General features: G+C 72.5%; 17 protein-coding genes. 10 read left to right on the top strand and 7 right to left on the bottom strand.

Translation table 11 applies throughout. From position 1 onward, the window contains the following. The first annotated feature begins 11 nt into the window (after positions 1-11). The 4 genes from ACIBJB_RS21215 to ACIBJB_RS21200 are packed head-to-tail and all read left to right on the top strand — an operon-like array spanning position 12 to position 6,434. The gene (locus ACIBJB_RS21215) at positions 12-1,460 is read left to right on the top strand and encodes an alpha-L-fucosidase (RefSeq protein ID WP_398932635.1); all 1,449 of its coding nucleotides are present in this window, start codon (positions 12-14) and stop codon (positions 1,458-1,460) included. Positions 1,461-1,465: 5 nt separating this feature from the next. Beyond that, positions 1,466-2,410 carry a hypothetical protein gene (locus ACIBJB_RS21210; RefSeq protein WP_398932699.1) on the top strand — a complete coding sequence of 315 codons (945 nt, stop codon included), beginning with the start codon at positions 1,466-1,468 and terminating at the stop codon, positions 2,408-2,410. Further along, on the top strand, positions 2,407-3,315 hold the full coding sequence (locus tag ACIBJB_RS21205) for a beta-glucosidase (RefSeq protein WP_398932634.1): 909 nt from the start codon (positions 2,407-2,409) through the stop codon (positions 3,313-3,315). Before ACIBJB_RS21210 ends, ACIBJB_RS21205 begins: the two co-directional genes overlap by 4 nt. 20 nt (positions 3,316-3,335) lie before the next feature. Continuing rightward, positions 3,336-6,434 carry an alpha-N-acetylglucosaminidase TIM-barrel domain-containing protein gene (locus ACIBJB_RS21200; RefSeq protein WP_398932633.1) on the top strand — a complete coding sequence of 1,033 codons (3,099 nt, stop codon included), beginning with the start codon at positions 3,336-3,338 and terminating at the stop codon, positions 6,432-6,434. A 52-nt stretch (positions 6,435-6,486) separates the two neighbouring features. Here the strand turns inward: ACIBJB_RS21200 and ACIBJB_RS21195 are convergent, their stop codons facing one another. Beyond that, the gene (locus ACIBJB_RS21195) at positions 6,487-7,164 is read right to left on the bottom strand and encodes a uracil-DNA glycosylase (protein WP_057609776.1); all 678 of its coding nucleotides are present in this window, start codon (positions 7,162-7,164) and stop codon (positions 6,487-6,489) included. 69 nt (positions 7,165-7,233) lie between these two features. Here ACIBJB_RS21195 and ACIBJB_RS21190 point away from each other — a divergent pair, with 69 nt between their 5' ends. Beyond that, the gene (locus ACIBJB_RS21190; protein WP_398932632.1) at positions 7,234-8,211 is read left to right on the top strand and encodes an N-acetylglucosamine kinase; all 978 of its coding nucleotides are present in this window, start codon (positions 7,234-7,236) and stop codon (positions 8,209-8,211) included. A 95-nt stretch (positions 8,212-8,306) separates the two neighbouring features. Further along, positions 8,307-9,230 carry a hypothetical protein gene (locus ACIBJB_RS21185; RefSeq protein WP_365656547.1) on the top strand — a complete coding sequence of 308 codons (924 nt, stop codon included), beginning with the start codon at positions 8,307-8,309 and terminating at the stop codon, positions 9,228-9,230. Positions 9,231-9,309: 79 nt separating this feature from the next. Here the strand turns inward: ACIBJB_RS21185 and ACIBJB_RS21180 are convergent, their stop codons facing one another. Together ACIBJB_RS21180 and ACIBJB_RS21175 are read right to left on the bottom strand one after the other, a co-directional pair. Next, positions 9,310-10,341 (bottom strand): lactonase family protein, encoded by a 1,032-nt coding sequence (locus tag ACIBJB_RS21180; protein WP_398932631.1) that lies wholly within the window; start codon positions 10,339-10,341, stop codon positions 9,310-9,312. A gap of 112 nt (positions 10,342-10,453) precedes the next feature. Beyond that, positions 10,454-11,941 carry an FUSC family protein gene (locus ACIBJB_RS21175; RefSeq protein WP_398932630.1) on the bottom strand — a complete coding sequence of 496 codons (1,488 nt, stop codon included), beginning with the start codon at positions 11,939-11,941 and terminating at the stop codon, positions 10,454-10,456. Positions 11,942-12,152: 211 nt separating this feature from the next. On the opposite strand from ACIBJB_RS21175, the gene ACIBJB_RS21170 reads away from it, so the two are divergent. Continuing rightward, positions 12,153-12,629: an Lrp/AsnC family transcriptional regulator gene (locus tag ACIBJB_RS21170; protein WP_398932629.1), complete on the top strand. Its 477-nt coding sequence runs from the start codon at positions 12,153-12,155 to the stop codon at positions 12,627-12,629. Between the two features lie 20 nt (positions 12,630-12,649). Beyond that, positions 12,650-13,336, top strand: a complete 687-nt coding sequence (locus ACIBJB_RS21165; RefSeq protein WP_398932628.1) for an HAD family hydrolase — start codon at positions 12,650-12,652, stop codon at positions 13,334-13,336. Positions 13,337-13,367: 31 nt separating this feature from the next. Here the strand turns inward: ACIBJB_RS21165 and ACIBJB_RS21160 are convergent, their stop codons facing one another. The 3 genes from ACIBJB_RS21160 to ACIBJB_RS21150 form a co-directional block, all read right to left on the bottom strand. Further along, complete coding sequence (locus ACIBJB_RS21160; RefSeq protein WP_398932627.1) at positions 13,368-14,783, bottom strand: FAD-binding oxidoreductase; 1,416 nt, start codon at positions 14,781-14,783, stop codon at positions 13,368-13,370. 99 nt (positions 14,784-14,882) lie between these two features. Continuing rightward, positions 14,883-17,555, bottom strand: a complete 2,673-nt coding sequence (locus ACIBJB_RS21155; RefSeq protein ID WP_398932625.1) for an ATP-binding protein — start codon at positions 17,553-17,555, stop codon at positions 14,883-14,885. A gap of 510 nt (positions 17,556-18,065) precedes the next feature. After that, positions 18,066-18,566, bottom strand: a complete 501-nt coding sequence (locus ACIBJB_RS21150; protein ID WP_398932624.1) for an FBP domain-containing protein — start codon at positions 18,564-18,566, stop codon at positions 18,066-18,068. A 70-nt stretch (positions 18,567-18,636) separates the two neighbouring features. On the opposite strand from ACIBJB_RS21150, the gene ACIBJB_RS21145 reads away from it, so the two are divergent. Together ACIBJB_RS21145 and ACIBJB_RS21140 are read left to right on the top strand one after the other, a co-directional pair. After that, positions 18,637-19,218, top strand: coding sequence for a TetR/AcrR family transcriptional regulator (locus tag ACIBJB_RS21145; RefSeq protein WP_398932623.1), 582 nt, complete (start codon positions 18,637-18,639; stop codon positions 19,216-19,218). 4 nt (positions 19,219-19,222) lie between these two features. Continuing rightward, positions 19,223-20,392, top strand: coding sequence for a GDSL-type esterase/lipase family protein (locus ACIBJB_RS21140; protein ID WP_398932622.1), 1,170 nt, complete (start codon positions 19,223-19,225; stop codon positions 20,390-20,392). Between the two features lie 278 nt (positions 20,393-20,670). Here ACIBJB_RS21140 and ACIBJB_RS21135 read toward each other — a convergent pair whose 3' ends face one another. Next, positions 20,671-21,459 carry a LysR substrate-binding domain-containing protein gene (locus tag ACIBJB_RS21135; protein WP_398932621.1) on the bottom strand — a complete coding sequence of 263 codons (789 nt, stop codon included), beginning with the start codon at positions 21,457-21,459 and terminating at the stop codon, positions 20,671-20,673. Positions 21,460-21,491 lie beyond the last annotated feature (32 nt).

Genomic DNA, 21,491 nt, shown 5'->3' with positions numbered 1-21,491 from the left:
GAGGCACATCCATGGCAGTCGACCGCAGACACTTCATGACCACCGCGGCCGCCCTCGGCGGCGCGGTGCTGCTCGCCCCGCCCGGTACCGCCCAGGCGCTCACGCAAGGGGCCACGTCCGCAGTGCCGGGCATCGCCGACTACCAGGCCACCAAGGCCTCCCTCGACACCCACCCGGTGCCGCGCTGGTACAAGGACGCCAAGTTCGGCATCTTCGTCCACTGGGGCATCTACTCGGTGATCGGCGGCGCAACGCCGAGAAGCGCCTCCGAGTGGTACCTGTGGTACCAGAGCACCAAGGACACCGCCGAGTGGAAGTACCACCGCGACACCTACGGCGAGAACGTCACCTACGACGACCTCATCCCCCAGTTCAAGGCCGAGAAGTACGACCCCGACTCCTGGGTGAGGCTGTTCGAGCAGGCGGGCGCCGAGTACTTCGCGCTGACCAGCAAGCACCACGACGGATTCGCCCTCTATCCCAGCAAGGTGACGGACCGTCACTCCGTGGCGTACGGCCCGAAGCGTGACCTCGTCGGTGAGCTGATGACCGCGGCCCGCAAGCGCGGCACCGTGCGGCCGGGCCTGTACTACTCGCTCGGCGAGTTCTTCAACCCCGCGATCGGCCGGCCGATGCGCAATTTCTACACCGACGAGGAGATCCCGATGACCGGCTACAAGCCGGTCCAGGACTACGTCGGCGACTACGAGCTCAAGCAGCTGTACGAGATCATCGACCGCTACGACCCGGAGCTGCTCTGGGCCGACGGACAGTGGTTCCGGCCCACCGGCAACCCGCCGTGGCGCAGCGAGGAACCCATGGCCCACTACTACAACCAGGCCAAGAACCGAACCCGCCCCAAGGGTGTCGTGATCAACGACCGGTTCGACACCCACTTCGACTTCGCGACGTACGAGCAGCGCACCAACCCCACGATGGATCCGCAGAAGTGGGAGTGCTGCATGACCATCGGCTACTCCTGGGGCTACAACAAGCACGAGCCGGACGAGGACTACAAGACCTCCGAGTTCCTGATCCGGCTGCTCGCCGACGTGGTCAGCAAGAACGGCAACCTGCTGCTCAACATCGGCCCCAGGCCGGACGGCACGATCCCCGAGATCATGCAGGAGCGGCTGAAGGACATCGGCGCCTGGCTGAAGGTCAACGGCCCGGCGATCTACGGGTCGACGCCCTGGGTGCGGGCGGAGGAGGAGGGCAGCCCGCTCGGCGTCCGCTACACCGTCTCTCCGGGCAAGTTCAACATCATCGTGCTGGGCAGGCCCACCGGCACCCTCTCGGTGCCCGGCGACATCCCCATCAGCGCCACGTCCCGGGTCCGGCTGCTCGGCACAAGCGGCAGCCTGAGGTGGACCCGCCGGGACGGACAGATCAACATCACCGTCCCGTCCTCCCTGCCCAGCGACATCGCCAACGTCTTCACCGTCGACTGGGCCCGGTGACCGGCATGGGAATCAGCGACGGCACCCAGTTCGACACCCTGGGACCCACCCTCACCGTCACCACGCAGCCGGCCGAGCCGGCCGGCGGTGACACGGTCACCGCCACCGCGGTCCTCACCAACGACTGTCCCTTCCCGCTCCGCAACGCCGTGCTCCACCTGATCAACCCCCGGGCCACCACGGCGGCGAAGACCGTTCCGCTCGGCGACCTGCGGCCCGGCACGAAGACGACCCGGCGCTGGGAGACGGCGCTCCCGGCCGACATGGCCGGGGACGTGTCGTTCACCGCGCACGTCGTCTTCGACGTCGACGAGCGCAGCAGCGACTGCGCGCGGTCCGCGAAGACGTTCACGGTGCCCTACGAGCCCAACGCGGTGCGGGACCCGTACCGGACGTTCGCGACCACCGACGACGCGAAGTTCGGCCAGTACGGCAGCCAGTTGGTGATCTGGGCGGGCGGCCGCGACTTCTCCGGCGGCACCGACGAGAAGGGGGGCATCCTCCTTCCCGGCTCCGCCGTCGAGTCGAGCGTGGTGCAGGTCGAGACGGTCAGCCTCACCGGGAGCGACAACCCCACCGCCAAGTACGGCATCGCCGTCGCCAACGACCTGACCGCGCCGGAGAAGGGCGGCTACGCCGTCCTCACCATGTCGAAGTCGTACGGCGTGGAGTTCATGACCGACAGCGACGGCAACGGACACCTCGACACCTGGGCGGGCGGCGGCGCTTCCGCCCATCCCGCCCTGCTGCGCCTGGTCCGCGCCGGCACCACCTACACCGCGTATACCAGCACCAACAACGGCCTCTCCTGGAACGAGATCGCGAGCGCGACCGTGCCCTCCGCGAGCGGCGCGCTGGACGCGGGCGTGGTGGCGAGCGCCGTGAACCTCAACTACCCCGGTACGACGGTCCAAGCCGTGTTCGACCACTTCACCGTGGAGGCATCGTGACCGCCGCCTACCGTCCCGAGGAGGACTTCCTCTCGCCGCCCGTCTCGCTCACCGTCACCCCGGCCGCGCCCGAGGCCGGCAAGTCCGTGACCCTGACGGCCACGCTCACCAACTCCACCACGATCGCGCTGCGCGGGACGGTGCTCTATCTCGCCGTGGACGACACCGCCGAACAGGACGGCCTGGGCGACCTCGCGCCCGGGCGGTCGGTGACCCGCACCTGGCGGACCCGGCTCCCCGACGACGCCGAGGGCCGGGTCGTGTTCACCGCGCACGCCCTCTTCGATGTGCACCGCCACGGCTCCGACTGCACCCGCGCGACCACCCCCGTCCTGCTGCCGTACCGCTCGCTGTCCAAGGCGTTCGACAACGCGGGGATCTCCTCCGCCGACGCCGTCACCGTCGCGAACATCGACGGCTCGAACTCCAGCCTGTCCGCCGAGGCGCTGGCGTCGGTGGGGCTGACCCCGGGTGCCACGGTCGCCTACGACGGGGTGCCCTTCACCTGGCCGGACACCCGGCCCGGGAGCAACGACAACGTCATCTCCTTCGGCCAGACCGTGCTGCTGTCCGGCTCCGGCTCGCGGCTCACCTTCCTCGGCACCAGCACCTGGGGAGACGGCAAGGGTGACGGGAAGGTCGTCTACGCCGACGGCACCGAGCAGGCGTTCTCGGTCGACGTCCCCGACTGGTACGGCGCGAACTCCTCCGCCGCGGTGGTGTTGCCCTACCGCCACATCGGCTCGGGCCGTGACGACAACCCCGTCAGCCTGTTCACCTTCGGGGTCGATCTGACCGCCGGGAAGGAACTGCGGTCCGTGGCCCTGCCCAAGGTCAGCGACGGCATCCAGGCGGGCGCCCCCGCCCTGCACCTCTTCGCCATGACGATCACGTCGATCAACTGAGCTCGGCCGGAAGGACGTTCATGCACGACAACCGAGGCGACCTCGACCTCCCAGGCGTCACCCGCAGACGGATCCTCACGGGCGCGGTCGCGCTGGGCGGCGCCGCACTGCTGACCCGTCCGCAGGGCGCGTACGCGGCCGACGGTGTCCTCTTCGACACCGCGCCCGCCGTGGCCGCGCTGAAGCGGCTGCTTCCCGACCACTACCGGCAACTCACCCTGCGGGCCGTCAAGGAGGGCACCGACCGCTTCCGGGTCAGCGGCCGGGCCGGACAGATCACGGTGGAGGGCACCAGTCCCGCCGTACTGCTCACAGGTCTCCACACCTACCTGCGGCGGACCGTGCACGCCTCCGTCTCCTGGACCGGCGAGCAGCTGAACCTGCCGCGCATCCTCCCCGCGCCCGCCGCGGAGATCACGGGAACGGCCAACGTGCCGCACCGCTTCGCCTTCAACGACACGAACGAGGGTTACACCGGCGCCTACCGCGACTGGGACGCCTGGCAGTACGAGTTGGACGTGCTGGCCGTGCACGGAGTCAACCGGGTCCTCGTCTACATGGGCGGCGACGCCGTCTACTACGACACGTTCCGTCGGTTCGGCTACACCGACGCCGAGATGCGCGCCTGGATCCCGGCCCCGGCCCACCAGCCCTGGTGGTTGCTGCAGAACATGTCGGGCTTCGGCGGGCCGGTCTCCCGGCAGCTCATCGAGAAGCGTGCCGCGCTCGCCGAGAAGATCATCGACCGGGTGCGCGACCTGGGCATGACGCCGGTCCTGCCGGGCTACTACGGCAGCGTCCCGGACGACTTCCCCGCCAGGCACGGCGGGGACGCGAAGGTGGTGGCGCAGGGCGACTGGGGCGCCTTCAAACGCCCCGACTGGCTCGACCCGCGCACCACGGCCTTCGACGACGTGGCCGCCACGTTCTACCGTGCCCAGAAGGAGCGGTTCGGCGCTAGCACGATGTACAAGATGGACCTGCTGCACGAGGGCGGCAACGCCGGTGACGTGCCGGTGGGCGAGGCCGCGAAGGCCGTCGAGGCGGCACTGCAGAAGGCCCACCCGGGGGCCGTCTGGGCGATCCTCGGCTGGCAGAACAACCCGGCCAAGGAACTGCTCGACGGCGTCGACAAGAGCCGCATGCTGATCGTGGACGGCCTGTCGGACCGCTACACCACCGTCACGGACCGGGAGAGCGACTGGGGCGGCACCCCGTACGCCTTCGGCAGCATCTGGAACTTCGGCGGCCACACCCCGATCGGCGCCAACGCCCCGGACTGGGTGGAGCAGTACCCCAAGTGGCGTGACAAGGAAGGCAGTGCGCTCGCCGGTATCGCGGCGATGCCCGAAGGGGCCGACAACAACGCGCCCGCGCTCGCCCTTCTCACCGACCTGGCCTGGACGCCCGGCACCGTGGACCTGGACGACTGGTTCGCCGCGTACGCCCTCTCCCGCTACGGCGGCCCCGACCGGCATGCGGCGGCGGCCTGGCAGACGATCCGCGACACCGCGTACAACATGTCCCGCGCCGACGCCTGGAGCGAGGCCCCGGACGGCCTGTTCGGCGCCCGTCCGAGCCTGACGGCGAACAAGGCCGCCGCCTGGGGCCCGGAGAAGGACCGCTACGACACCACCGCCTTCGACGCCGCACTCACCGAACTCCTCGCGGTACGAGCGGAGTTGAGGGACAGCTCGGCCTACCGGTACGACGTCGTCGACGTGGCTCGGCAGGTCCTGTCCAACCGCAGCCGGGTCCTGCTGCCGCAGATCAAGGCCGCACACGACGCCGGGGACAAGACCCTGTTCGGCAGGCTGACCAAGACCTGGCTGGGCTGGATGGACCTCCTCGACGACCTGCTGGCGACCTCCGGCCCGCATCTGCTCGGGCGGTGGCTCGCCGACGCGCGTTCCTGGGGCGCCGACCGTGCCGAGAAGGACCGCCTCGAATACGACGTCCGCTCCCTCATCACCACCTGGGGCGGACGTCAGAGCAGCGAAGAGGGCCTGCACGACTACGCGAACCGGGAGTGGTCCGGACTGGTCGGCGGCCTGTACCGCACCCGCTGGCAGACGTACTTCGACGCGCTCGCCACGGGGAAGGAGCCGGCGACGATCGACTGGTTCGCTCTGGAGGACCGCTGGGCGCACGCGCACGAAACGCACCCGACCGACCCCCACGGCTCCCCCTACGCCCTGGCCCGCAGCGTGCGCGACCTGCTCGCCACCACGCCCTACCAGGCGGCCCTCACGGCGGGGGTCGACCGGGGAGCGGTGGCCGAGGGCACGCCCGCGACGGTGAAGGCCACCTTCACCAACAGGAACGGGTTCACGGCGGCTCGCGGCGTGACCCTCTCCGTCACCGCCCCCAAGGGCCTGGCGGTGAAGCCGCTCGATCCGGTGGGCAAGGCGTCGGTGGCGTCGGGCGAGACGTTCGCCGCTCGCTTCGAGGTGTCGCTGGCGGGTGCGCCTACGGAACTGGTCGGCCAGGTCGTCGCGGCGGCGGCGTACGCGGGGGGCGGGAAGGCGGTGGCGCCGGTACGGCTGATGGCCGCGGCCGGGGTCGGTGACCCGTACCGCACAGTCTCCTACAACGACGCGGTGTTCGGGCAGGCCGGCGACGAGATCGCCATCGAGGGCGCCGGGGCCGACCTGTGGGGTGGCACCAACGAGTTCGGGGCGGTGTACCGGGCGGGTGGGTACCAGGACGGAACGGTGGCCCAGGTCACCGTCACCTCCCAGGACGCGTCCGGGGGCTGGGCACGGGCGGGCCTCATCGTCCGCAACGACCTGGGCACTCAGGGGAGCGCGGGCTATGTGAACCTGGCGATCACACCGTCCAACGGCTGCGCGCTGAGCTGGGACAAGGACGGTGACGGCCGTTTCGACTCGATCGAACTGTCGGGCTCCTTCACCGCACCGGTGCGGCTGCGGCTGACCAGGTCCGGCGCCTCGTACATCGGAGAGGCCAGCACGGACGGCGTCACCTGGACCACCGTGGGCACGGCCACGCCGGGCGGCGCGGCCGCCGCGCAGGACGTCGGGGTCTTCATGACCGCGGCCAACGGCTGGACCGACGGACGGGGCATCGCCACGTTCGACGGATTCACGGTGACCTGATCGCGGTGGCCAGGCCCTCTTCACCGCACGGTGGAGAGGGCCTGGCGGGGGCCTACGGCAGTCGCCAGTCCACCGGCTGGGCACCCTGTCGCAGCAGCAGATCATTGGCCCGGCTGAACGGACGCGAGCCGAAGAAGCCGCGGTCCGCCGACATCGGCGAGGGATGAGCGGACTCGATCGCCGGAAGATCCCCCAGGAGCGGCCGCAGATTACGCGCATCACGCCCCCACAGGACCGATACCAGCGGCTTCCCACGAGCGGCGAGCGCCCGGATGGCCTGCTCGGTGACCTCTTCCCAGCCCTGGCCGCGGTGCGCGCCCGGCTTGCGCGGGGCCGTCGTCAACGCCCGGTTGAGCAGCAGCACGCCCTGCTCGGCCCACGGCGTCAGATCCCCGTTCGACGGCCGGGGCAGCCCCAGGTCGGAGTGCATCTCCCGGAAGATGTTCTCCAGGCTGCCCGGCAGGGAACGCACCTCGGGCGAGACCGCGAAACTCAACCCGATCGCCATTCCCGGCGTCGGATAGGGGTCCTGACCGACGATCAGAACGCGGACGTCGTCGAAGGGCTGCTGGAAGGCCCGCAGGACATTCGCCCCGGCCGGCAGGTAGGTCCGGCCCGCCGCTATCTCGGCCCGGAGGAAGTCCCCCATGGCGGCAATGCGTTCGGCCGCGGGCTCGAGAGCCTTCGCCCAGCCCGCTTCAACAAGTTCGTGCAAGGGTCGTGGTGCCACGGCGTGTCACTCTACTGGCAGGGAGCCGGTCCAGCAGATCAGACACCGGTCACCGGGAAGGAGGGGAGCTTGTCGCTCAACGAAGGGTTCCTCGCCGTCGACTCCGGCGGCTCCGGCCTGCGGGTCGTCGTCGGCGTCCCCGGCCGGGGGAACACGGCACCGCGGGAGTCCGAGGTGCCCGTGCGGACGGGTGCGCGCGGGATCGACCCGGGGCACCTGATGGAACAACTGACGCCGATGGTGCGGGCGTTGCTGCCCGAGGCGGGGGTGACCGGACTGGACACCGCCGTCGTCGGAGCGGCCGGTCTCGCGACCCTGGGCGACGCGCTGCGGGACGAGCTTCCCGCCGCGCTGGAGAGGGAGTTCGGGGTCCGGACCGTCGCGCTCGTCGCGGACGCGGTGACGGCGTACACCGGCGCTCTCGGTTCGCGCCCGGGTGCGGTCGTCGCGGCCGGTACCGGTCTCATCGCGATCGGCACCGACCTCGAGTCCTGGCGCCGGGCGGACGGCTGGGGTCATCTGCTGGGCGACTGCGGGGGCGGCGCGTGGATCGGGCGGGCCGGTCTTGAGGCCGCGCTGCGGGCCCACGACGGGCGGCCGGGGGGTTCGGCGGCGCTGCTGGCCCTGGCCGAGGAGTCGTTCGGACCGTTGCGGGAGCTGCCCGGCAGGCTGTACCCGCGTACGGACCGGCCCGCCGTGCTCGCCTCCTTCGCACCCCAGGTGGCGGCCTGCGCCGGGAGCGACCCGGTCGCCGGGAGGATCCTGCGCGAGGCGGCCCGGCACATGGCGGACTCGGCGGCCGCGGTCTGTCCGGCGGAGGGCGAGGCGCATGTGAGTCTCACCGGTGGCTTGTTCAGGATGGGTGCCGCCCTCGTCGTACCGCTGGTGGAGGAGTTGCAGCGGCGACTGCCGCACGCACGGCAGGTCACGGCGGCGGGCGGACCGTTGGAGGGATCCGTACAGATCGCCACAGAACTGGCGCGTGGCTCGCTCACTCTTCCGAGCGACGAGTCGATGTTGTACGTCGTGACCCCAAAGAGGGGCTGAAGCGGACGTAACTCATCAGACAAAACCGGACGGATACCGCTCACCTGCACCCTCCCCGAACAGGGGAGCCCCGGAAGCCAGTAACATGCGTCGCCATGAGCTCCCCCACTGGGCCCGCGTCCGGCCTGCCAGTACGAATGCCGCGACCTCGCCAGCCCGGGCGGCACCGCCGACCCGAGCCCTTGGCGGCTCCCGAGGGCGCGCCCGCGCTCGTCCTCGCGGTTCCGGGCACGCCCGCGGCCGCCACGCGCAGCCTCGCCGAGGAGGTCGTGAGCATCGCCCGCTCCGAGCTCCCCGGCCTCGACGCGCGGATCGGGTACCTCGACGGGGACGACTCGGAGTTCCCCACGCTTCAGGCCGTCCTGACCCATGCCGCCGAGGAGCGCACCGCCCGTTACGAGCAGGCCAAGGCCGCCGGGATGGACGTCAAGGAGCCCGACGGTCCCGTCGCCGTCGTGGTGCCGCTGCTCGCCGGTCCGGACGGCGCGCTGCTGCGCCGGATCCGCCAGGCGGTGATGGACAGCCGGATCGCGGCCGACCTCACCGATGTGCTGGGCCCGCACCCGCTGCTCGCCGAGGCGCTGCACGTACGTCTGTCGGAGGCCGGGCTGGCCCGTGCCGACCGCGCTCGTCTGTTCGCCGTGACGACCGCCGCGGACGGCATCATCCTGGGCGCGGTGGGCGGCGAGGAGGCCGTGCAGGCGGCCGGGATCACCGGCATGCTGCTCGCCGCGCGTCTGGCCGTGCCGGTGATGGCGGCGGCGCTCGACCAGGACGGCTCGATCGCGTCCATCGCCGATCAGCTGCGGTCCTCCGGTTCTCAGCAGCTGGCGCTCGCGCCGTATCTGATAGGGCCGGAGATCGACCCCGCCGTGATCGAGGAGGCGGCCAAGGAGGCCGGCTGCTCCGCCGCCGAGCCGCTCGGCCCCTACCCGGCGATCGGCAAGCTCGTCCTCGCCAAGTACACGACCGCGCTGGGCATCGCCCCGCAGCAGGCGCAGGGCGCCCCGGTGCGCTGAGCGCGCCGCCTGCGACCGCGTCACCGAAAGGGCCCGCTCCATCCGTCGGAGCGGGCCCTTCGGCGTGGCCGGCGGCGGATCAGTCGAAGACCACGCAGGACGCGGCCGGGACCTCGATCGAGCCCTCGTACCTGGGCAGGCCGGTCGCGGGGTCCACGGCGAACCAGGTCACCTCGCCGGAGCGCTCGTTGGCCACGTACAGGAATCCGCCGGACTCGGTGAGGGCCCGGGGCCAGCGTCCGCCGCAGCTGACCGTGCCGACCAGTCGCAGGTCGTCGCCCTCGACGGCGAAGGTGGACAGGACGTCCTCGCCCCGGGTGGCGGTCCACACGAAACGGCCGTCGGGGGAGGTGACGACGCCCGACGGGTAGGCGTCGCCCCGTGGAGCGCCCGCCAGCACCGGGATCTCGCTCAGGGGCTTCAGGGAGCCCTCCTCGGCGTCCCAGCGGCAGCTGATGAGGGTCGGGGTGAGCTCGTTGAGGACGTAGGCACGGGTCCCGTCGGGGTGGAAGGCCAGGTGGCGGGGGCCCGAGCCGGGGCGCAGGGCGATCTCGCGGTGTACGTCGAGCGCGCCGTCCGTGAGGGTGCACACCCGCACGGAGTCCGTGCCGAGGTCGACGCTGACGATCCACCGCCCGCTCGGGTCGGGCTGCACCTGGTGGGCGTGCGGTCCCTGCTGGCGGGGCGTGTGCGGGCCCGAGCCGGTGTGACGCAGCACGCCGGAGGGGGCACCCGCGAGGGAGCCGTCGGCGCGCAGGGGCACGGTGGTGACGCTGCCCGAGCCGTAGTTGGCGGTCAGGACGTGTCCGGCGTGCACGGCGAGGTGCGTGGGCCCGTTCCCGTCGACCGGCACCGGCGGGCCGGCCGGCTGCGGCCGGTCGCCGTTCACCCGGTACGCGGCCACCGCGCCCTCGGCCGTCTCGCTGACCGCGTAGAGCACGTCCCCGCGGTCCGACAAGGCCAGATACGACGGATCGGGTACGCCGTTCAGGCCGCTCAGCACCTTCAACGCACCCGTGCCCGGGGCCACCGCCGCCGTCACGATGCCGGGGCCTCCCGCCGCGGTGAACGACCCGATGTAGGCCCGTCCCCGCCCGCCGCCGTCTGCCACAGTCGTCCCCTCTCGGTCGGTGCCGTTCGGGGCGACGGTAGCAGTCGATCAGCACCGGTCTAGACCAGCACCCGAAATATTCACGGGCCGGTCACGGACCCGGCGGGGTGGTTCAGGCTCCCACCAGCGGCGAGCCGGTTGGCGTGCGCAAGGGCGCGGCCAGCTCCGCGAGCGCCCTCTCCAGTCCGTGCAGATGGGCCAGTGCGGGTTCCTCGGCGAGGGGTCGGTCCGCCACCGGGAAGTCCCTGCCGTCCGTGAGGGCCTCCACAGCGGCCTCCACCCGTCGGCACGCGGCGGTCAGACGGGCGTCGTGCGAGGCCTCGGGGTCGGCCGCGACGGTGACCAGGCCCCGGATCTCCCGGGCGCAGTCGTCGAGGAGGGCGAGGACGCGGCGGGCGCGGCGCTTGCGGGCCGACAGGGGGTTGAGGGGGTGGACCAGCGGGGCCACCGAGAGCCGGACCCTGCCGAGCAGCTGCTCCAGTTCGGTCACGCGGCCGGCCGGGTCCGCGCCCGGCACTCCCGCGAGGCGGGCGGCGGCCTCGGCGGTGCAGGCGTGAACGCAGCGCAGGGCGCGCTGGATCCAGGCGTCGGTGACGGCGTGGGTGGTGATCGGCAGGACGAACAGCACCGCGAGGACGGCCCCGACCGCTCCCACGCCGGTCTCCGCGAACCGCAGGGCGAGCAGTGCGGGGTTCAGGACGCCGAGAAGGCCGTAGAGGAGCTCGGCCAGCAGCGTGACCCAGAGCATCATCCACGTGTACGAGACGGCGGCCGTGTAGAAGATGCCGAAGACGCAGAGGGCGAGCAGGACGGCCGTGGGCGCCGGCGCCCCGTGCAGCGGTACGGCGACGAGCAGGCCGAGGCCGATGCCGATCACCGTGCCGAGGACCCGGCGGAAGCCGCGGACCAGGGTCTCGCCGCGCGAGGTGGTGTTCACGAAGATCCACCAGGTGGCGCCGACGGCCCAGTACCAGCGCTGTCCGGAGATCAGCTGGCCGACGACGAGGGCGAAGCCCGCGCCGGCCATGGCCTGGACCGCCTGGCGGGTGGTCGCACGGGCGAGGCCGGTCCCGGCGGGCGGCGCGGGCACGGGGGCCGGGGGGAGCCGGCGCTCGTAGCACCACAGGCCGAAGCGGACCGCGGCGGCGGTGAGCACGGACAGCAGGACGGCGGCGTAGAGCTCGGGCAGTCGGTCGGTGGTCGCGTGCAGGAACTGCGCCACGAAGAAGGTCATGAACGCGAAGACGCCGAGGCTGTGCCCGCGTGGGCCCCAGCGCCGGGCGTAGACGCCCGCGCCGACGACGGCGAGGAGGACGAGGTCGCGGGCGACGGGGTGGTCGTGGAGCCCGGCCGCGGCGGCGAGGACGGGCAGGCCGACGGCGGGCAGCAGGGCGGTGGTGAGCGCCTGCCCCCGGACGGTGGCGTCCGTGACGGTGAACAGGGCGAGCAGCGCGGCGAGGCCGCCGGTGACGGCACCGGCGAGCGAGTGTCCCGCGAGGCCGCACAGCACGACCGCGAGGCCGATGCCGAGCACCGCCCGCGCGGCGAAGCGCAGCCGGACCCGGCCCGGGTCCGCCGCCATGAACACCCTCTTCAGCACGTACCGCCCCCTGAAGCTCTTGGCCGCCGGCTGGACACCGGCATGGAAAAGGCGCCGCGGAGGTCCGCAGCGCCATCGACCGGCTCATTGCAGCATCCTCGCCGCTGTCGGCTCAAGTGAGGTCGAATATGCTGGGCCATCGGTACAGTGAAAGCGGTCCCGGAGCGTCCACCGACGGGCCAACGGACCATGGACGAGGAGGCCGTACGCCATGGCCGTGGACGAGCTCGACACCCGCATCCTGCGGCTGCTGCTGGAGCGGCCGCGCACGAGCGTGCGGGAGTACGCGCGCATCCTCGGGGTCGCGCGGGGCACCTTGCAGGCGCGCCTCGACCGGCTGGAGCGGGACGGGGTGATCACCGGGACCGGGCCCTCGCTGTCGCCCGCCGCGCTCGGCCATCCGGTGCTGGCGTTCGTGCACATCGAGGTGACCCAGGGGCGGCTCGACGACGTGGGGGACGCGCTGGCCGCCGTGCCGGAGATCGTCGAGGCGTTCTCGATCGCGGGCGGCGGGGATCTGCTGACGCGGGTCGTGGCGCGGGACAACGCGCACCTGGAGGACGTGATCCAGAAGGTGATCAGCCTGCCGGGAGTGGTGCGGACACGCACCGAGGTGGCGCTGCGGGAGCGGGTCGCCCACCGGCTGCTGCCACTGGTGGAGTCGGTCGGGCGCGCCGCCCGGAGTTGATCTTTGACATCCTGGACGCCATGAGCAGGCTCAGCGGCATATCGGTCATCTTCGATCTCGACGGAACGCTCGTGGACAGCGAGCCTAATTACTACGAGGCGTCGCGCCTGCTGCTCGCCGAGCACGGCATCGCCTTCACCTGGCAGGACAACGAGCAGTACGTCGGTATCAGCACCTGGGAGACGCTCGGGATCTGGCAGGAGCGGTACGGGATCACGGCGCCGCGCCTCGAACTGCTCGGCGAGCTCAATCATCGTTACCTGGAGCTGGCCCGCACCGCCACGCGCGTGTACCCGGAGATGCGGAAGTTCGTGGAGCTGCTGGCCGGTGAGGGCGTACCGATGGCGGTGGCCTCGGGATCCTCTCCGGGGGCCATCGGAGCGATCCTGGCCGGTACGGGCCTCGACGCGTATCTCCGTACGACCGTCTCGGCCGACGAGGTCGCCCACGGCAAGCCCGCGCCCGACGTCTTCCTGGAGGCGGCCCGTCGGCTCGGTGCCGACCCGGCCGACTGCGTGGTCCTGGAGGACGCCGCCCCGGGCGCCGCCGCCGCGCACGCCGCCGGGATGCGCTGCATCGCGATCCCCTACGTCGCGGCGCAGGCAGAGGCCCCGGAGTTCGTCCGCGCCGGTCTCCTCCTGCGGGGAGGCCAGGAGGAGTTCACGGCACGGGCGGCTCATGACTGGCTGGCGCGGAACCTGGGCTGACGCGGCTCCGCCGAGCGACCCGTCACCCGTCCTACGGCCGCGCCCCGTGCGACGGCTTGGGTGCCGGCTGGATGTTCTGGTTGAGGCGGAACACGTTGTCCGGGTCCCGGTCGGCCTTGATGCGGGCCAGGCGGTCGTAGTTGCCGCGGTAGCTGGCGCGGACCCGTTCCTGGCCCTCGTCCATCATCATGTTGACGTAGGCGCCGCCCGCCGAGTGCGGGTGCAGGGCGTCGAAGTAGTCGACGGTCCACCGCTTGACCAGCTCTGCGTTGGCCGGATCGGGGTCGACGCCGGCGAAGACGGAGGCCCAGTTGGCGTGGCGGTAGGCCCAGGGGGTCTCGTCCTGGCCCACGTCGTGGGCGGCACCGTCGATCGGGTAGAGGTGCATGGTCGACTGGACGGTCGGCACCTCGGCGCCGAACTTGGCGTGCAGCTGGACCGCCTCGTCCGGGATGGTCTCGACGAAGTCGGCCCGCCAGTACCACTGGTGGCCGGGCGGGTAGAGCCCGTCGAACATGGCCTGCAGGTCGGGGTGCTGCATGACCATCGGGGCGTGCAGCAGCGGCGCGGGCAGGGCGTCGAGCAGCGGGGCCATCTCGCGCGCCGCGGCCTCGGTGTCGTCGCCGGTGTAGCACCAGACCACGCCGGCCGTCTTGCGGAGCTGGATCTCCTCGGGGAACGGCGGGGCGGGCGGGACGGTGCCGTGCAGGAAGAACCCGCCCAGCTCGCGGGGCGCGTTCAGGATGAACTCCCGGTACGCGGAGAGGACTTCGGCGCTGTCGTCGACGGACCAGAACGTCGGCCCGGCGATCACCGTACTGATCTCGTGCAGCCGGAAGACGAACGAGGTGACGACGCCGAAGTTGCCGCCGCCGCCCCGGATCGCCCAGAACAGGTCGCTGTTCTCGTCGGCGCTCGCCCGTACCCGGCGGCCGTCGGCGAGGACGACGTCGGCCTCCAGCAGGTTGTCGATGGTCAGCCCGCAGCTGCGGGTGAGGTGACCGAGCCCGCCGCCGGTGGCGATGCCGCCGACACCGGTCGTGGAGACGATGCCGCTGGGCGTGGCCAGGCCGTGCGCGTTGGTGGCGCGGTCCACCTCGCCCCAGACACAGCCGCCGCCGACCCGCACGGTGCGCGCTTCGGGGTCGACCCGGATGTCCTTCATAGGTGACAGGTCGGCGACCACTCCCCCGTCGACGGTGCCGAGTCCGGCGCCATGGTGCCCGCCGCCCCGCACCGCGAGGGGCAGGCCGTGGGCGCGGGCGAAGCCGATCGTGCGGGACACCGCGTCCGCGTCGCCACAGCGGGCGACGAGAGCGGGGCGTTTGTCGATCATCGCGTTGTAGACGGTACGGGCCTCCTGGTAGCCGGCGTCCTCGGGGCCGATCAGCTCCCCGGTGAATCCGGTCAGTTCACGACGTGCGGCCTGGACGGCTGTGCTGGACATGAGTCCCCCGTTTCCGAATCGGGTTGATTCGTCCGTTCTACTCGCGTCACACGGCAGCGGGTATCCGTGACCGTCACCCAGCTCGGCGCTCCGGGATACCTAGGTCGGGGGCAGCAGTCCGAGCTCCGCCGCGCGCACGGCGGCCTGGCGGCGGCCCGATGCGTCGAGTTTGTCGAGCACCGCCCGCACGTGGTTGTCGATCGTGCGGACCGACACGACGAGCCGGGCGGCGATCTCCGCGTTGGTGAGCCCTTCCGCGAGCAGCCGTATGACCTGGAGCTGGCGGTCGGTGAGGCCCGCGGGGTTCTCGCGGGTCGCGGCGAGGGGGCCGCGCGGGACGTGGCGCACGCCGAGCTGTCGTAGCTCGACGCGCAGCAGGTGGGCCGCCGGTTCGGCACCCAGTGCGTCGAAGGCGGCCAGGGCCTCCAGCTTGGCGGCGGGGTCCGGGCTCTCGGCGAGCGCGGCGGCGTGTTCGTAGGGACAGCCCGCGGCCTGCCAGAGTTCGGCGGCCCGGCGCCACTGCCCGCGCGCCTGCACGGCGTACGGATGGTCGGAGTCGTCCGGTGGGACGCGATGACCCGCCTTGGTGAGCCAGTAGCCGAGTTCGGGCCGGTGGGGGGCGCCGGGCAGCCGGCTCGCCTGGGCGTGGACGGACGCGGCCGCCTCGATCACCCCTTGCGTGTCCCCGCGCAGCCAGGCCGACTCCGCCCGTGCCACCGCCACCGGTCCGGTGCGCTGCAGTTCCTTCGTCCCTACGGCGATCTCCCAGGCCTCGTCGAGGAGTTCGTCGGCGCCGGGGCGGCCGCGGCGGATGCGGACCCGGGCCAGGACGGTCAGGGCGGGACAACGGGCCGGGATGAAGTCGTGCATGCCGTACTCGGCGTGCTTCTCGGCGTCGTCCCAGTCGGCGGCGGCGAGCCTGCGCATGGCGAGTTCGACGTGGAGGTAGTTGAGGAACCCCAAGTGCTCGGCGCGGTCGGCGAGTTCCATCGCCGGGGGCAGGAACGTGTCGGCCTCGTCGTACTGGAGGTTGTCGAGCAGGGTCCAGATGATGTTGGCGTAGGAACGGCAGGCGTGCTCGACCTCGCCGGCGGCGAGCGCGACGTCGAGGCTCTCCTCCAGCTCGGCCCGCCCGCCGGGGTCTCCGGAGCGCCAGCGGGCGGTGCCCACGTTGTTGAGGGCGTGCGCGAGGATCGCCGGATCGTCGGCCTTGCGGGCCAGGACGATGGCACGCTCGCCGTGTTCGACGGCCTCGGCGTAGCGCTCGGACAGCATGCGCAGCTGGGCGGTGTTGCTGACGGCGAGGGCCAACAGGCGGTCGTCGCCCGCGTGTTCAAGGACCGCCACCGCCTCTCGGGCGGCCTCCTGGGCCTGGTCGGCGTTGCCGGCCCACCAGTGGATGCGGGACAGCCAGCGCAGGTCGGCGCCGAGGGCGAGGGTGTCGCCGAGGGCGCGGCGCAGGGCGACGGCCTCGCGCTGGGCGGCGACGGCGGCGGTCGAGTCGGCGATGGTGTAGCTCTCGACGGCGTAGCGTTCGAGCAGGTCGGCGAGTTCGGCGGGGGCGTAGCGGTGCTGGTCGCGCAGGACGAGCCGGAGCTGGGCGGCGGCCTCGCGGTGGGCGCCCGTGGAGGAGGCGTCCTTCGCCGCGTCGGGGCCGTAGCGGGCGACGGCATCCTGGTCGCCGGACTGGGCCGCGTGGTGGACGATCCGGGCGGCGTCGGATCCGGGCCGGGCGACGAGAGCGGCGAGAACGGCCCGGTTGAGGCCGATGCGGCGGGCGGCGGGCAGGGAGTCGGCCACGGCCCGGCGGATCAGCTCGTGCCGGAACGCCACCCGTTCCGGGGTGACGGTGAGCAGACCGCGCTGCTCGGCGGCGGCCAGAACGGACACCCCGTCGGTGAGCGGGCCGTGCGGGTCCGCCGCCGGGGCGGACACCCCGGTCGCGAGCGGACCGTGTTCCTGCGGCACCGCCGCGACGGACGCCCCGTCCGTGAGCAGTGCGTCGACCAGCGGGCGTTCCACGGCGGAGGGAACGACGGCCAACTGCTCCAACGCGTCCACCGTGGCGCCGGGCAGACCTCGCAGCCGGGCGAGCACGGCGTCGACGACGGTCGGGGGCACCCTCCCGGTACCCCCGGCGGCGACGATCTCGGCGACGAAGAAGGGGTTGCCGTTCGTGACGGCGTACACCTGGGCGGGGTCGACGCGGCCGGCGCTGAGGGTGCGCACGGCGTCCAGGGACAGCCGGGCCAGCGGCAGCCGGTGCACGCGGGGCGCCCGGGACACCTGGCCGAGCAGCTGCCGCAGGGGATGCTCACGGCTCAACTCGTCGTCGCGGTAGGTCAGGACGAGCAGGGCGGGCAGGCGTTCCAGCCGGCGGACCAGGAAGCGCAGGGCGTCCAGGGATGCCTCGTCGGCCCAGTGGACGTCCTCGACGACGAGTACCGCTCCGCGTAGTTCTTCGAGCAGAGCCTCGTGGACGCGATGGCGGTCGCCGCCCTCCGTCACGGCACCGGCCAGTTCGCCGCCAACGCTGCCGATCAGGTCGCGGAAGGGGCCGAGGGGCCTGCGGGTGGCGAGGTCGTCGCACTCGCCGACGAGGATCCTGGTGCCGTCCGGCAGATGACCGGGAAGGGCCTTCACCAGGCTCGACTTGCCGATACCGGCCTCTCCGGAGACGAGCACCACGGATCCGGCCCCGTCCGCCGCCTCCCGCGCGGCCGAGGCCAGTCGCGCCAGCTCGGGCTCCCGCTCGAGGATCCCCCGATCCACGCGCCCGATTCTGCCACCGGGGACGCCGGAACGCCCCTGCTCCACCGACGGTCCGATTCCCTCGACGCGACTCCGAGCACGTCGTCGGCATCGGCTGTGGTTCGGCAGGGACGGAAGGGGGGCGGGCCTTGTCGGCGTACGGCTTTGGCGCGAGGGGGCGGGGCCCGAGGCGCGCGGGGGCGGGGGCGCGGGACGCAAGGCGCGCGGGCGCGGGCCGCGCGGAAGCGAGGCACGCCGGGGCGGGGCGCAAGGCGCGCGGGCGCGGGCCGCGCGGAAGCGAGGCACGCCGGGGCGGGGCGCAAGGCGCGCGGGCGCGGGCCGCGCGGAAGCGAGGCACGCCGGGGCGGGGCGCAAGGCGCGAGGGCGCGAGAGCTGGGCGCGATGTGCCGGATCCTGGGTGGCGGCCGGGTCGTTCACTCGGGCGAGCGGCCGGACCGTGGTGAACACGGCACAGCAGACGAGGTACCTCTCCTGACCTCCCCGAGGGAACTCCCCCAGGGCGCGGGCGCCTTACATGGCGCCGCCCGTCACCTTGGCGACGAAGGCGGCGAGGTTCGTGACCGTCCGCCGGATCTTCTCGTCCAGGGTGAGCGTCTCGTGCAGCCGTGCACCGGCGCCCGCGTCCTTCTTGCCCCGCACATAGAGCGAGCAGGCGAGGTCGTCGCACATGTAGGCGCCGACCGAGTTGCCCTGCTGCCCCGCCTTGCCCGCCCTCCGCGCGACCATCAGGGAGACCCCGCCGGAGTGGGTGGTCAGGCACAACGAGCACATGCTGCGCCGCGTCTGCCAGGAGCCGGCGGCGGAGCCGCGCAGCGCGAGGGCCGTCGGGCGGCCGTCCAGCACGGCCACCAGGTAGGCGCGGTCGGGGGCCTGCGGATCGCGCCAGCCGAGGAAGTCCAGGTCCTCCCACGGACGCTCGGCCAGGTCACGCGGCACGGACAGCCGCTTCGCCTCGCCCTTGGTGCAGTTCACGAAGGCGGCACGAATCTGTTGCTCGGTCAGCGGTTCCATAGCCTCACGCTAGATTGCCTAAAAGACTTAGGCAAATGCATAATGGCTTCTGGCGAACGAGAGGACTGCTATGGCACGAGTAGGGCTGAGCACGGAGCGACTGGTCCGGGCGGGCGCCGAGCTGGCCGACGAGGTGGGCTTCGAGCAGGTGACCGTCTCCGAGCTCGCCCGAAGGTTCGGCGTCAAGGTCGCGAGCCTGTACTCGCATGTGAAGAACTCCCAGGACCTCAAGACCCGGATCGCCCTGTTCGCCCTGGAGGAGCTCGCCGACCTCTCCGCGGACGCGGTGGCCGGACGGGCCGGCAAGGACGCCCTCACCGCTTACGCGAACGTCTACCGCGATTACGCCCACGCACACCCCGGCCGTGCCGCCGCCGCCCGGCTGAGGCTCGACCCCGAGACCGCGGCGGCCAGCGCGGGCGTACGGCACTCGCAGATGATGCGGGCCATCCTGCGCGGCTACGACCTGCCCGAACCCGACCAGACCCATGCCGTACGGCTGCTGGGCAGCACCTTCCACGGCTACGCGAGCCTGGAGGGGGCAGGAGGGTTCAGCCACAGCTCCCCCGACTCCCAGGAGTCCTGGACGCGGATCCTGGACGCCCTCGACGCGCTGCTGCGCAACTGGACCACCCCTCCATCGACAGGCTGAGCACATGCACGACTGGATCACCACACCCGTCACCGCCGACCTGCTGCGCGGCGCCCTCGACGTCGAGCACACCGAGCACGGGGTGCTGCCGCACCGGCTGCCCGCCCGGGCCCGAGCCCAGAACACCGACGGGCAGCTGGCCATGGCCGAGTCCCAGCCCTCCGGGGTACGGCTGGTCTTCCGCACCCGGGCCACCGCGGTGGAGCTGGACGCGCTGCCGACCAAGCGGACCTACGTCGGCGCGCCGCCCAGGCCCGACGGCGTGTACGACCTGGTCGTCGACGGGCGGCCGGCCGGGCAGGGCAGTGTGCTCGGCGGCAACGTCATCACCATTGACATGGCCGAGGGGACGTCCGAGCTGCGGTCCGGGCCGCACGGCACCATCCGTTTCGACGGGCTGTCCGGCGAGGTCAAGGACGTCGAGATATGGCTGCCGCACAACGAGACCACCGAGCTGATCGCCCTGCGCACCGATGCCCCCGTCGGGACCGCGCCGCCCGCCGATCGCCGGGTGTGGTTGCACCACGGCAGCTCCATCAGCCACGGCTCCGACGCGGCGAGCCCCAGGAACACCTGGCCCGCGGTCGCCGCGACGCTGGGCCGGGTGGAACTGATCAACCTGGGCCTGGCCGGGAGCGCGCTGCTCGACCCGTTCACCGCGCGGGCCGTGCGGGACACGCCCGCCGACCTGATCAGCGTCAAGATCGGTATCAACATCGTCAACCACGACGTGATGCGGCTGCGCGCCTTCGGTCCCGCGGTTCACGGCTTCCTCGACACGATCCGCGAGGGCCACCCGGACACGCCCCTGCTGGTCGTCTCGCCCATCCTGTGCCCGATCCACGAGGACACCCCGGGGCCCTCCTTCCCGGACGTCAGCGAGCTCGGCGAGGGCCGGCTGCGCTTCAGAACGCTGGGCGACACGGCGGAACGCGCGACCGGGAAGCTGACCCTCCAGGTGATCCGCGAGGAGCTGGCCCGGATCGTGAAGCAGAGGGCCGCCGAGGACCCGAACCTGCACTACCTCGACGGGCGCGAGCTGTACGGGGAGAACGACTCGGCGGAGCTGCCGCTGCCGGACGACCTGCATCCGGACGCGGCGACGCACCGGCGGATGGGCGAACGGTTCGCGGCGGTGGCGTTCGGGGCCGACGGGGTGTTCGGCAGCGACTGAAGCGGCGGGCGCGTGTCCGGGGCAGCCGAATCGCAGGGGCGGCTCGCATTCGCACGCCCGGGACGGCGCCGCCTGCGGGGACGACCGCGCCAGGTCCGCGGGGAGGAGAGGCCGCAACGCCGCGCGGACCCGGCTCCGGGCTCCTGACGCCAGGCCCCAGGCCCCAGGCCCCAGGCTTCGGGCTCCCCGCTCCGGGCTCCGGGCACCGGGCACCGGGCACCCGACGCCTAGCACCCGGCCCCGAGCCCCCAGCCCCCAGCCCCCAGCCCCCAGGAAAGCTAACCCCTGCGCTTCGGCTTCCCCCGCCGGGTGCCCGCGCCCTTTGAGCCGCTGGACCCACCGCGGAAACCCTTGGCCGCACCGGAAGATCCGCGCCCCGCGCCCCTCCCCGCACCCGCCGCGGGCTTGCGGCCGCTGCCCCTCTCGGGCCGTTCCCTGCGTTCCGGCTCGGGCTGGGTGCGCCCCCGTGAGCTGTTGACCGTCCGCCCCCGGACGATGCCGATGAAGTCCTCCACCATGTCCGTCGTGGCGTCCTCCCGCCAGGACAGGGCGATGTCGGACTGCGGGGCGTCGGTGACCGGGCGGTAGGTGAGGTCACGGCGGTGGTGGAGGCGGGCCAGGGACTGCGGGACGACGAGGACGCCGATGTTCGCCGCCACCAACTCGATCGCGTCCGCCGTGGTGGCGGGGCGTTCGAAGGCCGGCTCCCCCGGCGGCCGGTCCCAGCCGATGACGTCGTCGAGGGGATGGAGGACGACCTCGTCGGCCAGATCCTCCAGGGTCACCTCTTCCGCCGCGGTCACCACGTGGTCCTTCGGGACCACGACGACCGACGTCTCGCTGTAGAGGGGGATCGCGCTGAACACCGTACGGTCGACCGGCAGTCGTACGAGACCGGCGTCCGCACCGCCGTCGCGCAACAGGTCGGAGGCCTCCGCGGCGCTCACCTGGAGGAGCTCCAGGGGGATGTCCGGCAGCCGCTCGCGCCAGATCCGCACCCACTTGGCGGGCGTCACCCCGGGGACGTACGCGAGCCGGAAGGAGGGGGGTTCTGGCGAGTCTGTCACGCGGCAAGGTTACCCACTGTGGTCGGAGGTCT

This window comes from Streptomyces sp. NPDC050759, assembly GCF_044456945.1.
In the GTDB taxonomy this organism is placed as follows: domain Bacteria; phylum Actinomycetota; class Actinomycetes; order Streptomycetales; family Streptomycetaceae; genus Streptomyces.
The sequence above is the reverse complement of the archived record's forward strand: the minus strand, read 5'-3'. Positions and strand labels throughout refer to the sequence as shown.

What these genes read in the sequence shown, in the direction of transcription:
- ACIBJB_RS21200 (WP_398932633.1), top strand. Translation starts at nt 3,336, where the DNA reads ATGCACGACAACCGAGGCGACCTCGACCTCCCAGGCGTCACCCGCAGA.
- ACIBJB_RS21145 (WP_398932623.1), top strand. Translation starts at nt 18,637, where the DNA reads ATGGCACGAGTAGGGCTGAGCACGGAGCGACTGGTCCGGGCGGGCGCC.
- ACIBJB_RS21210 (WP_398932699.1), top strand. Translation starts at nt 1,466, where the DNA reads ATGGGAATCAGCGACGGCACCCAGTTCGACACCCTGGGACCCACCCTC.
- ACIBJB_RS21215 (WP_398932635.1), top strand. Translation starts at nt 12, where the DNA reads ATGGCAGTCGACCGCAGACACTTCATGACCACCGCGGCCGCCCTCGGC.
- ACIBJB_RS21150 (WP_398932624.1), bottom strand. Translation starts at nt 18,566, where the DNA reads ATGGAACCGCTGACCGAGCAACAGATTCGTGCCGCCTTCGTGAACTGC.
- ACIBJB_RS21160 (WP_398932627.1), bottom strand. Translation starts at nt 14,783, where the DNA reads ATGTCCAGCACAGCCGTCCAGGCCGCACGTCGTGAACTGACCGGATTC.
- ACIBJB_RS21140 (WP_398932622.1), top strand. Translation starts at nt 19,223, where the DNA reads ATGCACGACTGGATCACCACACCCGTCACCGCCGACCTGCTGCGCGGC.
- ACIBJB_RS21165 (WP_398932628.1), top strand. Translation starts at nt 12,650, where the DNA reads ATGAGCAGGCTCAGCGGCATATCGGTCATCTTCGATCTCGACGGAACG.
- ACIBJB_RS21170 (WP_398932629.1), top strand. Translation starts at nt 12,153, where the DNA reads ATGGCCGTGGACGAGCTCGACACCCGCATCCTGCGGCTGCTGCTGGAG.
- ACIBJB_RS21185 (WP_365656547.1), top strand. Translation starts at nt 8,307, where the DNA reads ATGAGCTCCCCCACTGGGCCCGCGTCCGGCCTGCCAGTACGAATGCCG.